The sequence below is a fragment of the Pseudozobellia thermophila genome, from assembly GCF_900141855.1.
Lineage (GTDB): Bacteria > Bacteroidota > Bacteroidia > Flavobacteriales > Flavobacteriaceae > Pseudozobellia > Pseudozobellia thermophila.
On record NZ_FQYU01000006.1, the window covers coordinates 129,660 to 143,183 of the forward strand.

The 13,524-nt window shown below is 48.8% G+C and carries 11 protein-coding genes and 1 pseudogene; 8 read left to right on the forward strand and 4 right to left on the reverse strand.

What is annotated here, in order from left to right; translation table 11 throughout:
• The 8 genes from BUB37_RS15030 to tsaB all read left to right on the forward strand — a co-directional run bounded on the left by BUB37_RS15030 (window position 1) and on the right by tsaB (window position 9,074).
• A complete protein-coding gene (locus tag BUB37_RS15030) occupies window positions 1-1,260 on the forward strand; it encodes an ABC transporter permease (protein ID WP_072994648.1) in 1,260 nt (419 codons plus the stop codon).
• 60 nt (window positions 1,261-1,320) lie between these two features.
• Entirely contained in the window at window positions 1,321-2,430 is a 1,110-nt protein-coding gene (locus BUB37_RS15035; RefSeq protein ID WP_072994649.1) for an efflux RND transporter periplasmic adaptor subunit, read from the forward strand.
• A gap of 112 nt (window positions 2,431-2,542) precedes the next feature.
• A complete protein-coding gene (locus BUB37_RS15040; RefSeq protein WP_072994650.1) occupies window positions 2,543-3,244 on the forward strand; it encodes an ABC transporter ATP-binding protein in 702 nt (233 codons plus the stop codon).
• Window positions 3,237-4,466, forward strand: a complete 1,230-nt coding sequence (locus BUB37_RS15045) for an ABC transporter permease (RefSeq protein ID WP_072994651.1) — start codon at window positions 3,237-3,239, stop codon at window positions 4,464-4,466. The genes BUB37_RS15040 and BUB37_RS15045 overlap by 8 nt, the downstream gene beginning before the upstream one ends.
• Before the next feature lies 1 nt (window position 4,467).
• Complete coding sequence (locus tag BUB37_RS15050) at window positions 4,468-5,730, forward strand: ABC transporter permease (protein ID WP_072994652.1); 1,263 nt, start codon at window positions 4,468-4,470, stop codon at window positions 5,728-5,730.
• A 58-nt stretch (window positions 5,731-5,788) separates the two neighbouring features.
• Entirely contained in the window at window positions 5,789-6,928 is a 1,140-nt protein-coding gene (locus BUB37_RS15055) for an efflux RND transporter periplasmic adaptor subunit (protein ID WP_072994653.1), read from the forward strand.
• A 31-nt stretch (window positions 6,929-6,959) separates the two neighbouring features.
• Window positions 6,960-8,312 carry a TolC family protein gene (locus BUB37_RS15060; protein ID WP_072994654.1) on the forward strand — a complete coding sequence of 451 codons (1,353 nt, stop codon included), beginning with the start codon at window positions 6,960-6,962 and terminating at the stop codon, window positions 8,310-8,312.
• Between the two features lie 87 nt (window positions 8,313-8,399).
• The gene (tsaB, locus tag BUB37_RS15065; protein WP_072994655.1) at window positions 8,400-9,074 is read left to right on the forward strand and encodes a tRNA (adenosine(37)-N6)-threonylcarbamoyltransferase complex dimerization subunit type 1 TsaB; all 675 of its coding nucleotides are present in this window, start codon (window positions 8,400-8,402) and stop codon (window positions 9,072-9,074) included.
• Between the two features lie 105 nt (window positions 9,075-9,179).
• Here the strand turns inward: tsaB and BUB37_RS15070 are convergent, their stop codons facing one another.
• From BUB37_RS15070 to BUB37_RS15085, 4 genes and pseudogenes are all read right to left on the reverse strand, one after another.
• A complete protein-coding gene (locus BUB37_RS15070) occupies window positions 9,180-10,019 on the reverse strand; it encodes a mechanosensitive ion channel family protein (protein WP_072994656.1) in 840 nt (279 codons plus the stop codon).
• A 571-nt stretch (window positions 10,020-10,590) separates the two neighbouring features.
• Window positions 10,591-12,144: pseudogene (locus BUB37_RS15075) on the reverse strand (thioredoxin domain-containing protein); the annotation flags it as partial.
• A gap of 102 nt (window positions 12,145-12,246) precedes the next feature.
• Complete coding sequence (locus BUB37_RS15080) at window positions 12,247-12,447, reverse strand: dodecin family protein (RefSeq protein ID WP_072994658.1); 201 nt, start codon at window positions 12,445-12,447, stop codon at window positions 12,247-12,249.
• An 80-nt stretch (window positions 12,448-12,527) separates the two neighbouring features.
• Window positions 12,528-13,436, reverse strand: a complete 909-nt coding sequence (locus BUB37_RS15085; protein ID WP_072994659.1) for a NifU family protein — start codon at window positions 13,434-13,436, stop codon at window positions 12,528-12,530.
• Between the last annotated feature and the right edge of the window lie 88 nt (window positions 13,437-13,524).

A 13,524-nucleotide genomic window follows, 5' to 3' on the forward strand; every position in this document is an offset into this window, starting at 1 on the left:
ATGTTTAACAAAGATCGTTGGAAGGAAATTTTGGAGGTGCTGACCGGTAATTGGTTCCGGACCGTTCTCACCGCCTTTGGCGTGTTCTGGGGCATCTTTATCCTGATTTTGCTGTTGTCGGCCGGTAAGGGGCTTGAGAACGGTATTATGCAAGACTTTGGTGACATTGCCACGAATACCATGTTCATGTGGTCGCGGGCAACCACAAAGGCCTATAAAGGCCTGCCCAAAGGGCGCAGTTTTCTCTTTAATACAGACGATGTCGAGGCCATTCGCGAAAAGGTGCCCAACCTCCGCTTTATCAGTCCAAGAAACCAATTGGGCGGTTTTGGAGGGGCGAACAATGTGGTGCGGGGATTGAAAACCGGGGCATACAATGTCTATGGCGATTATCCGGAAATCATCAGGCAAGACCCCATGAGCATAATCGATGGCCGCTTTATCAACTACAGCGACATTAACGAAAGACGAAAGGTGGCCGTAATCGGCGAGGGGGTCAAGACCGGACTCTATGATAACGATGAGCAGGTACTCGGAACCTATATCAAGATCCAAGGGGTGAACTTTATGGTGGTTGGGGTATACAAAAAGAAAAGTAACAATGGGGACGGGGAGGAAGGCCAGAAACAGATTTTTGTGCCCTTTACTTCCTTTTCCCAGGCCTTTAATAGGGGGGACGATGTGGGTTGGATGGCCATAACCGCCAATGATGGTACGTCCATCACAAGTATCAAGAACGATATTATGGCAGTGGTCAAGGAGAACCACAAGGTACATCCCGACGATCAACGCGCAGTGGGCCATTTCGACCTGTACGAACAGTTTCAACGTGTTCAGAGTCTTTTTACGGCCCTTCGGTTTATCGCCTATTTCGTGGGGATACTCGTATTGCTATCGGGCGTCATCGGCGTAAGCAACATCATGCTTATCGTGGTCAAGGAACGTACCAAGGAAATCGGCATCCGCCGGGCGTTGGGCGAAGACCCGTGGTCGATCAAATTGCAGATCTTGATGGAGTCCCTTTTTCTGACCATCATTTCCGGGATGGCCGGTATTACCTTTGGGGCCCTTTTTATCTATGGTATAAATACCCTGCTCGATATGAACGGTCCCGTCGATATGTTCGCAAACCCCAGTGTCGGGCTGGGCGTGGTAATGGGGGCACTGGCCATATTGATCGTATCGGGCCTGTTGGCAGGGTTTATTCCCGCACAAAGTGCCATCAAGGTAAAACCCATCGATGCACTGCGGACCGAGTAAGGCTTTATGACGTAAACGACGCTAATCAACAATGGATTTAAGTAATAAACATCAATCGAAATGAAAAAGACCGTAACCCGAATCATTCTTCTGCTTATTGTAGCAAGTTTTGGTGCAGCTATGTATTATTTATATCGGAAAAATGCGGAAGATCCGGTTACTTACGAAACCGAGCAGCCTTCCATAAAGACCATCGTAAAAAAAACGGTGGCCACCGGTAGCATTCTTCCTTTGGAAGAGGTGCTCATCAAACCCAATATCTCGGGGGTAATCGAAGAAATTTTTGTCGAAGGGGGCGATTATGTGAAGTCGGGTGACCTGATCTGTCGGATCAAGGTCGTGCCCAACCTCTCGGCACTGAACGACGCCCGCACGGCCATAGACGAGGCCAAAATAAATCTAGATGACCAGTTGAGAAACCTAGGCCGTCAAAAAGCTCTTTTTGGCAAAGGGGTCATTTCACAGGTCGATTTGGAGCGGGCCCAGGTGGCCTATGATCAGGCCAAGCAGGCCTATACCGCGGCCAATAAAAGGTTCGAGATAATCAAGACCGGAACGGCAAGGGGTTACGGCGAAGCGGCCAATACCCAGATCCGGGCCACGGTTAGCGGTATGGTACTCGAGGTGCCCGTTGAGGTGGGCAACCAGGTTATCGAAAGCAACAATTTTAACGAAGGTACGACCATCGCCGCCATTGCCGATGTGGATAAAATGATCTTTGAGGGAAAGGTCGACGAAAGCGAGGTGGGCAAGATCAAAGAGAACCTGCCCCTGGAAATTACCGTTGGAGCCCTGGAGGACAGGACCTTCGATGCCGTGTTGGATTATATAGCCCCCAAGGGCAAGGAAGAAAACGGGGCCATACAGTTTGAGATAAAGGGAACCTTAAAAAAACAAGACTCGGTTTTTATACGTGCCGGACTGAGTGCCAATGCCTCGGTCATACTGGCCCGGGCCGATAGCGTCCTGGCCATCAAGGAGGGCTTGGTGCAATACGACGGTGAAACCAAAAAGCCCTATGTCGAAGTAGAAAACGGAAACGGTCTATTTGAGCGAAGGGATATCGAATTGGGCATTAGCGACGGTATTTATGTAGAGGTCAAATCCGGGGTCGGGGAAGAGGATAAAATAAAGGTTTGGAACGCCATTGTCAAAGATGAAACCATGTAACGTCCATTATTTAACACAAAATTTGGACAATGTGTTGTAACAATTCAACAACTTGAAGGTCAAATTGCTGAATTGGTATTCAAATCCAAAAAAATAACTAACAAAACTTCAGATGATCGAAATTAAAGAGCTTCACAAGTCGTATAAGATGGGAGCCAATTCGCTGCATGTCCTTAAAGGTTTGAACTTTAGCATAAAGGAAGGTGAGCTCGTAGCCATCATGGGGTCTTCCGGTTCGGGAAAATCAACCTTGTTGAATATTCTCGGAATGCTCGATGAGGCCGATTCAGGTGAGTATACGTTGGATGGGGTGCCCATTAAAAACCTAAACGAAACCAAGGCGGCCAAGTACAGGAACAAATTTTTGGGCTTTGTATTTCAGTCGTTCAACCTCATTAACTATAAAAGTGCCCTTGAAAATGTGGCGCTTCCGCTTTACTACCAGAAAGTCCCAAGAAAACAGCGCGAAGAAAAGGCCCTGAAATATTTGGAGCAGGTGGGGTTAAAAGAGTGGGCCGAACATCTGCCCAACGAGCTTTCGGGGGGACAAAAACAACGTGTGGCAATTGCCAGGGCCATGGCTGCGGAACCCAAGGTGCTTTTGGCCGATGAGCCGACCGGGGCATTGGATAGCAAGACTTCCTATGAAGTAATGGACCTGATCCAAAAAATTAACGACCAAGGCAACACCATTCTCGTGGTTACCCACGAAGAGGATATTGCCCATATGTGCAAGCGCATTGTTCATCTAAAAGACGGTGTTATTGTCGAAGACAAGAAAGTAGAACAAGTTAGGGCCTCACAGTATGTTTAGTAGGGACAACTGGAAAGAAATCTTCGAGACGATTCAAAAGAATAAGCTCCGTACCTTTTTGTCGGGTTTCACGGTGGCCCTGGGTATCCTGATCTTCGTCGTTCTCTTTGGGTTCGGCAATGGGCTTATCAATACCTTCGACGATTTCTTTTCCGACGACGCTACCAATGTTTTTATGGTTTTTACGGGCCGTACCACCATGCCCTACAAAGGCTACAAGGCCAATCGGAACATCGAGTTCGACAACAGCGATATCGCGGATATCGAGAAGAATTTTCCCCTGTTTCTCGAATACATCAGTCCTAGGATCGTCAGGCAAGATACGGTGGCCTATAAAAACGAGTCGAACAATTATTCCATATATGCCGTGGCACCATCGCATCAGTTTAGCGAAATGACGATAATGATGAAGGGGCGCTACCTTGATGTACTTGATATCAAGAACAAGACCAAGAATGCCGTCATAGGCAGGCTTGTGGAACAGGATTTGTTCGGGGGCAGAAACGCCGTGGGCAAATACATAGACATTGGGGGGAGCTCCTTTAAGGTAATCGGGGTCTTTCAGGATGACGGGGGCGACCGCGAGGAAAGAAATATTTTTATACCCTATACCACCCGGCAACTGATCGAAAGGAATACCGACAAAATCGATGCCATCGTTATCGGCTTTAAACCACAGATAGGCTACGCCGGGGCCATGGCCTTTGAGAAGAGCCTCGATAAGTTTATCCGCGAAAAAAAGTACATCAACCCACAAGACCAAAACGGCATTTTTATCCGAAATGTGGCCGACCAGTTGAGGCAGAACCAACAGTTCGCGCGCGTACTTCAGATCATAGTCGCCTTTGTGGCCTTTGGTACCATCATCGCAGGGATCATCGGGATAAGCAATATTATGGTCTTCGTGGTGAAAGAGCGTACCAAAGAACTCGGTATCCGAAAGGCCTTGGGGGCCACTCCCCGTGCCGTAATCGGTACGATTTTGTTGGAATCGGTTTTTATTACTACCGTTTCGGGCTTTGTAGGGATGCTGATCGGTATTGTGATCTTGGGCTCTATAGATGAAAAACTCGAGGACTTTTTCATTACCAACCCGTATATCGATATACCTATGGCAATTTTTGCCACCATTGTACTTATAATTTTCGGGGCCATAGCGGGGTACGTACCCGCCAGACGGGCGGCACGGATAAAGCCCATTGTGGCCTTAAGAGACGAATAATATGCGATTTATACTCGATAGAAATACATGGCAAGAGATTTTCGGATCGATCAGTAAAAACAAGGTCCGGACGGTTATTACGGTAATCGGGGTCCTTTGGGGCATCTTTATTTATATCGCCCTTTCGGGTGCGGCCAAGGGCATGGACAATGGTTTCGAGAGCATGTTCGAGCAAATCGCCAAGAACAGTTTGTTCGTCTGGGCACAGAATACCAGCATGCCCTATGAGGGATATAAGACCGGGCGGCCCATGCAGCTCAAACTGGAAGACGCTACCATGATAGAAAACCGTATCCCCGAAGTGGAGTACATCGCACCTAGGAACGTAAGGGGCTTCTTTGGGTCTACCCCACCCAGTATAGGCCGGGGCAATAAAATGGGTAGTTACCCCCTGTTCGGCGACTTTCCGGCATTCACCAAGATCGCTCCCAAAAAGATATATGACGGTGGCCGGTTTATCAACGACGAAGACATCGCCCAGGCCCGAAAGGTGGCCGTGATCGGCGAGCGGACCCAAAAGGAACTGTTCGACAAAGGGGAAAACCCCATAGGCGGTTTTATTAAGATCGACGACGTATACTTTCAGGTGGTAGGTGTCCATAAATTCGACCAAAGCGGTGGTTTTGGGGGCGATGGCGATATCTTTATTCCCTTTACCACATTTAGGAGATTGTACAATACCGGGGAAAACGTAGGTTGGTTTTCCATTGCGGCCTATGACGATGCCGATGTGGTTCAGGTCGAAGAGAACATCATCGACCTGTTGAAGAATATACATCAGGTGCACCCCGATGACGAAAGGGCCTTTGGCTCGTTTAACTTGGGTGAGCAGTTCAATAAAATAGTGGGCTTTGCCAATGGCATTACCTTTCTCTCCCTGGTCGTGGGGATCGCCACCATCTTGGCAGGGGTTATTGGCATAGGCAACATACTCTTGATCTCCGTAAAGGAACGCACCAAGGAACTCGGGGTGCGCCGGGCATTGGGGGCCACTCCCGCCGAAGTGCGCAACCAGATCATTCTCGAATCGGTCTTTTTGACCGTCGTGGCCGGGGTCATGGGGATTATTCTGGGGGCCATGACGCTTGCGGGAATCAATAACCTGACACAAGACATCGATTTTCCATATACCAATCCCACCGTTCCCATCCCCTATGTATTGGGGGCCTTGGTCATAATGGTGGTCTTGGGTACGCTCATCGGCCTTATACCGGCCCAAAGGGCTGTAAGCATAAAACCCATCGATGCCCTGAGGGAAGAATAAGGAAATTAAGGTAACAAAAGCAGAAACAACTATACCAATAGACAAACACAACTTAGAAATGAACAAGATCGTAAAGTATATTTTAATCGGATTGTTAATACTAGGGGCCCTTTGGGCGGCCGTTTTTTTTATCAAGTCGAACAGTAAGGAGGCCATTACCTACGAAACCATGAAGCCGTTTATATCGAATATCGAGAAAAAGACGGTGGCCACCGGCAAGGTGATACCTGAAGATGAAATAGAGATCAAGCCCCAGATTTCGGGAATCATAAGTAAAATCTTTCTGGAGGAAGGGCAAAAGGTAAAATCGGGAGACCTGATCGCCACGATCAAGGTGGTACCGAACGAACAGTCGCTCAACCAAGCCCGGGGCCGGGTAAGGAACGCCGAGTTGGCCCTGAACAATACCAAGATCGAGTACAATAGAAACAAGGCGCTTTTCGATAAAGGGGTAATTTCAAGCCAAGATTTCAACAACCTTCAATTGCAGTACGACCAGGCCATACAAGAATTGGAAAACGCCAGGGCCGATTACCAGATCATCCGCCTCGGGTCGGCCGGAGGGTCTACCAGCGCCAATACCAATATCCGGGCCACGGTCGATGGTACCATCTTGGAAATTCCCGTAGAGGAAGGAGACCAGGTAATCCAAAGCAACAACTTCAACGACGGTACCACGATCGCCACCATAGCCGACTTGGGCAAAATGATCTTCGAGGGGATGGTCGATGAGGGCGAAGTGGCCAAGCTTAAGGTCGGTACCCCGTTAAAAATCAGTTTGGGCGCCGTGGAAGGGGTAGAATTGGATGCCAAATTGCGCTTTATCGCGCCCAAGGGCATCGAGGAAACCGGTGCCGTACAGTTCAAGATCGAAGGTGATGTCGATATTAAGGACGATGTCTTCGTCAGGGCCGGTTATAGTGCGAACGCCTCTCTCGTTCTTGAAAGGAAGGATGATATTCTGGTGCTGCCCGAAGCCTTGCTGCAATTCGATAGAAAGACCGACAAGCCCTATGTAGAGGTGGCTACGGGCGATCAGAAATTTGAGCGCAGGGATATCGAGATAGGGATTTCCGATGGGGTGAACGTCGAAATCGTCTCAGGACTCAGCGAATCGGACGAAGTCAAGGTCTGGAACAAGACCGAGCCGATCAAACGCGGGGAGGAAGACGAGGCATCCGGGGAAAGCGAAGAATAACAATCATCAATCATAATCAAAAAAACGAAAAATGAACTTAAAACTAATGGTTTTACTCCTCCTCTGTGGGGTTGGGAGTCTCTCTGCACAGAACAAAAAATGGACGCTCGAAGAGTGTGTCGAGTATGCGGTGGAGAACAACCTTACCGTAGAGCAATACGAACTCGATCTTGAAAATGCCCTGATCGACCGTTCCGATGCCCTGGGGGGCTTGTTGCCGAGTGTTAACAGTACCCTCAGTACCTCCGGTAATACCGGACTGTCGTTCGACCCGACGACCAACCAACCCGTCACTACGACCATTCTAACCGCAAGCGGGGGCGTTACCTCCTCCTTGACCCTTTTTGACGGTCTCAGGAATATCCATCGCCTCAACCGGGCCAAGTTGAACGAAATGGCGAACCGGTACCGCCTCGATGACCTGAAGGACGATATACGGTTGAGCGTGGCCAACGCTTACCTGCAGATCTTGTCGAACAAGGAAACCCTAAAGGTTTACAAGGCCCAATACGCCGTTACCGAACAAGATCTGAAACGCACCAAGGAACTGGTGGCGGCAGGGGTCCTGCCCCAAGGCGACCTATTGGAAATAGAGGCAACCGCGGCAGGACTTGAACAGCAGATCGTAAACAGTGAAAACCAGGTGCTGATATCGAGAATTGGCCTGGCCCAACTTTTACAGATCACCGATTATGAAAATTTCGATGTTTCCGACGTCGATTACGAGGTGCCCCCATCCGATGTCCTCAACAGGTCGCCCAAGGAGATATTCGCCGAGGCCGTTACCTTTCGCAACGACATCAAGTTTTCCCAGTCGAATATCGACCTGGCCAAGGAAGACCTTAAGATTTCCAAAGGGGCCCTTTATCCGACCCTAGGAGCGTTCTTCAACTACAATACCCGGTATTCCGACCAAGGGGGCTTCGATAGCGGTACCGGAAACTTTGTGCCGGCCGAGAGCTTTGGCAACCAGTTGTGGATCAACGACGGTATTTCGTACGGTGCCCAATTGAACATACCCGTTTTTAACGGTTTTAGCGTAAGAAACAACATTAAGCGGTCACAGATTACCTTGGAGAAGGCAAAACTTCAATTGGAGCAGGATAAGTTGGATCTGGAGACCAATATCAATCAGGCCTATGTCGATGTCAAAAGTGCCTCGAAGGCGTATGAGGCGGCCCTAAAGACCTTGGAGGCAAGACAACTGGCCTACGACTACTCCAAAGAGCGGTATGAGGTAGGGCTCATGAACGCCTTCGATTTCAGCCAGGCACAGGCAAGGGTAGACGACGCCGCGGCCGAGGTGGTACGGACCAAGTACGACTACATTTTTAGATTAAAGGTCTTGGAGTTTTATTTCGGACTTCCATTGCAATTGAAATAGGTTGATGACGGCCTATTGGAGGGGCCTGTTCCGCCAAGTGGGGGAACAGGCTTTTTTTTATGGATTAAGGATTATCTTTGCAGCCGTATGGCCACACTATTGAACTTAGAGACTGCGACGACCAATTGCTCGGTCAGCGTAGCAAGGGACGGGGAGCTTCTAGCGATCAAAGAACACGATACTCCCAACTATTCGCATTCCGAACAGCTTCACATTTTTATCGAAGACGTTATTGAAGAGGCCGGGATGTCCTTGGCCGAATTGGATGCCATCGCCGTAAGTAAGGGCCCGGGCTCCTATACGGGACTGCGTATCGGAGTGTCGGCAGCCAAGGGACTTTGTTTCTCCTTGGACGTCCCCCTCATTTCGGTGGCTACCTTGACAAGTATGGCCCATCAGGCAAAAAGGCAGGGCATCGACTACATTATCCCCCTTCTCGACGCCCGTCGTATGGAAGTGTATTCGGCGGTTTTCGATAAAAATTACCGGCAAATCAGGGCTACCGAAGCCGAAATTATCGATGAAAACTCTTTTTGCGAATACTTTAAAGACGGACGGGTGCTATTGGGCGGCCCGGGAGCTGAAAAATGCAAGGGGGTATTGAAAACCGACCAGGTCGAATTCGCCGTCTCAATGGTGCCCTCGGCACGGGAAATGGCCCAATTGTCGTATGCGAAGTTCAGGGAGCGCGATTTTGAGGACGTGGCCTACTTCGAACCCTATTACCTAAAGGATTTTATTCTCCAACAAGGGAAAAAATAAGCCGACCAAGCATTTTTCGGCCTTCCCTTGGGCGGGGAGACCCATAAAAAAAGGGGTGCCCTATAAACGGACAACCCCCGATATGAGGTTCGTGTAGTTTCGCCCTTACTCGCTTTGGACTTGCTGTGGAATACCATGTACCACCCTTTGCGGAAAAGGGATTTCAATGCCCGCCTCGTCGAAGCGTTTTTTCGTTTCTTCGATGACATGAAAATGCGCGGCCCAAAAGACACTGTTTTCGGCCCAGAACCTAAGGCTTAGATTGACCGAGCTATCCGCTAGGGCATCTACGTAGACTTCCGGGGCCGGGTCTTTCAGTATGTCCTTGTTTTCGGCACAGATTTGTAGCATGATCTCCTTGGCCAATTTGATGTCCGAACTGTAGCCGATACCCACTTTAATATTGTCTCTTCGGGTGGGCATGGCGTTGTAGTTGATTACATTGTTGTTCGAGAGCTGTCCGTTGGGTATTACGGCGACTTGATTGCCGAAGGTGTTCAGTTTGGTATAGAAAATGGTGATTTCCTTTACCGAGCCGTCGACCCCTTGGGCCGAAATCCAATCCCCGACCTTAAAGGGCTTGAAAAGCAGTATCAGTACCCCACCGGCAAAATTCGACAGCGAGCCCTGTAGGGCCAGGCCGATGGCCAGACCGGCCGCACCGATCATGGCTATCAGGGACGACGACTGCACTCCCAGCTGGGTGATTACCAATACAAAGAGAACGATCTTTAGGGCGATGCTGATAAAGCTTTGCAAAAAGCTTTCCAAGGCCAGGTCATAATCGCGATGTTCAAAGAACTTTCGGACCATCCGGTTAAGGAAGCGGATGATATAAAGACCGAGCACCAGTATAATCAAGGCCAAAATAAGATTGGGTAAAATTCTCCAAGCGAAATCTATCGCTTTGTCAACATGTTCTTCAAGATTTGTGAATTCTATCATACTTCTAAAGTTTTTAAGCCCGCAACTTATTAAAAATCGTATCCTCTGTCAAAGGATGAAAACTAAACTATTGTTAATGCGTGTCGGATGGAAGCAATTGCGTCAAAACTTCTTCCGTTCGGGTCAGTGGCAGCTGACACCTTCCTTTTTCGCAGAGGTGGAACTGGGTCGTATTGCCCGTTGACCTATCTTGGAGAATGGGTAGCCCGGTGTCGTGACCGCCGCCCGCAAAAAGGCAATGGGGGAGGTAGTGGGGCAAGAGGGCTTCTGCCTGGCCCCTGTAGTCCTCGCCTGCAATGACCACTTCGTAGAACGGAAGGTTGGCATACAGGGCCAATTGCATCCAATTGGCATAGCTCTGGCCGTTTTGCTTGATCTGCCCTTGTACGTTTCTCAGTTGTTGAAGGGCCAGATCCTCAAATTCGGATATTGAAAAATACCGCGAAAGCTTGAACAGGTTTTTGGCCATTATCGAGTTCGAGGCCGGTACTACGTTGTCGGTGGTCTCGATCGTTCTCCTGATTACATAGCTGTCGGCGACCGAGGTAAAAAAGAACATCTTGCTTTCTTCGTCATAAAAATGGGCCAGGCAGTATTCGGTAAGCTCCTTGGAGCGCCTTAGCCACTTTTCGTCGAAGGTGGCTTCATAAAGGGCGATAAAGGCCTCGATTACCGAGGCATAGTCCTCCAGGTAGCCGTTTAACGTACTTTTGCCCTCCTTGTGGTTGTGGTAAAGCCCTCCGTCGGGCTTGCTGAGGTTCTCGTTTATAAACGTGGCGTTCTTCAAGGCCAGGTCTAAAAACCGGGTATCCTTCAGGTATCGGTAGGCATCGGCAAGGCCTTTGAGCATCAACCCGTTCCACGAGGTGAGTATCTTGTCGTCCAGTCGTGGTCTCGGCCTTTGGTCCCTTTCCCCTTTAAGGATCTCGAGCATGCCCTTTATCGAACGATCCAATTGGTCGGCTTCGATGTCGTATTTCTTACAGAGGGCCTCGGTAGGGGCGTTTCGGATAAGGACATAGTTCCCCTCTTCCCAATGGCCGTACTCGTTAATGTTGAAATAGTCTCTGAAAAGGCTGAAATCAGCCCCCAAAAGTTTTCTTAGGTCGTCTTCCTTCCAGACGTAGAAAGCACCTTCTTGAAGTGTTCCGTTTTCGTTTATGCTGTCGGCATCCAACGAAGAATAAAACCCGAACCCGCTGTTCATCAGTTCGCTCCCTATGAAGTCGACCGTACGTTCGACTACCTTTCTGTAAAGCCCATTTTGTGTCGCTGCGTAGGCTTGGGCGTAAAGGCTTACCAATTGGCCGTTGTCGTAGAGCATTTTTTCAAAGTGGGGTACGTGCCATTTGGTATCGACCGAGTATCTCGAAAACCCTCCGCCCACATGGTCGAAAATGCCGCCCCAGGCCATTTTGGTGAGGGTCGTATCGACGTAATCGAGAATGTCTTTTTTCTTTGTTACGGTGCCGTAGTGCAGTAGAAAGTTGAGGTTGACCGGCATCATAAATTTCGGGGCACGTCTGTACCCGCCCATGGACAGGTCGAAGTGCCTGGATAGGTTGTTTACCGAGGTTTCGATATCGGAAAGGGTTATGGGAGGGTCGACTTCGTTGTTTTCGACAAGGTTGATGGCCTGAATGCCCTCGGCCATGTTCCGGGCATAGCCCAAGACCTTGTCAGGGTCTTTTTTATAAAGGTCGGCCAATTGTAAAAGCACTTTTTTCCAGTCCTCCTTCCTTACGTAGGTGGCTCCCCAAAAAGGTCTCCCGTCGGGTAGGGCCACAATGTTCAGGGGCCAGCCTCCGCTACCGGTCATCATTTGAAGGGCATCCATGTAAATGTGGTCGACATCGGGGCGTTCTTCGCGGTCGACCTTTATGTTGACAAAGTTTGCGTTCATTACTTGGGCTACCTCGAGGTCTTCGAAGCACTCGTGTTCCATAACATGGCACCAATGGCAGGCAGCATAGCCTATACTTATCAAAAGAAGTTGGTTTTTTTCTTGTGCCCTTTCTAGAATTTCGTCACTCCAAGCTTTCCAGTCTACCGGGTTGTGGGCATGCTGAAGTAGGTACGGACTGCTCTCGTGGATCAGGTCGTTGGTGTAGGTGGTGTTGTTCATTGATGTGGCGTTTGAGGTTGAAAGTACAAAACATCCTTCGGAAAAAAAGCTAAAAAAAAGCGCCCCGAAACGAGGGCGCTTTTTGCTGTTCGTCGAAGTGGATTACTTTACTTCGAACGTGATTTTTACGTTGACGCGAAAATTGTCCATTTTTCCATCCTTGACGGTGGCGCTCTGCTCGTTGATGTAGACCGACTTGATGTTCTTTACCGATTTCGAGGCTTCCTTTACCGCGTTGTTGGCGGCATCCTCCCAACTCTTGTCGGAGTTCGCCAGTATTTCTATAACTTTTAAAACTGCCATAATATTTTGATTTTTAGATTCTTATCAAGATACAAAATATGGCAGTGATTATTGACGGAAACCTTTAAAATGTGTGCTCTTTAGCCATTTAGGGCTATTACCTCGTTCACTTTGTCGCCCATCATGTTTTTGAGCATGGTCTCGATTCCGTTCTTTAAGGTAAAGGTCGACGACGGGCAACCGCTGCAGGCCCCTTGTAAGATGACGTTTACCGTTTTGCTTTCCTTTTCGTAAGACTGAAACAAGATATTGCCCCCGTCACTTGCAACGGCCGGTTTGACATATTCTTCGAGTATGTCTACGATCTGTTGTGAGGTGTCGTCTAGATCGGATTCGGCCTTAGTGGTATCGGGGGTACTGTTTCCGGGCGCATCCTGGGATACGGCATTTTCGGAGACCACTTCCTTTCCGTCGGCCAAATGATCGCGTACCAATTCGCGTAAGGTCATCGTGATGTCGTCCCATTCGGCTACATCGTATTTGGTAACCGAGACATAATTGAGGTCAAAAAACACCTCTTTTACGTACGGGAACTGAAAAAGGGCCTTGGCCAATTCCGAATCCTTGGCTTCGTCAATGTTTTTATACTCAAAGGTACCGGGTACGATACGCTTGTTGGCGACGAACTTCATTACCGATGGGTTGGGGGTAACCTCGGCATAAACGGTAACGGCCACCTTCTGCTTGGTTTCTTCTTCGTGTACGATGGGTTCGCCGGCGTTGAGGTATTCTACCAATTGCTGGGCCACCTCGTCTTTTACATCGTCCCACTCCACAATATCAAAACGTTCGAGGCCGATAAAGTTTCCCGATATATATACGGTTTTTATAAAGGGAAGGTAAAAAAGCTGTTGGGCCAAAGGTGAGATTTTGGCATCGTCGATATTCTTAAACTCATAGTTGACGCCCTTGGTGAGCAAATGATTGGTCTCGAATTTAAGTATTTTGGGGTTGTGGGTCTTGACGACCGTTATGTGGTATTCCTTCATCGCTGTTTATTTGGTGCAAAAATACGATAATTAAAGTTGAGGTTCAATTCAGAATCGCTTATGAAATACGATTTTATGGGGATGGGGC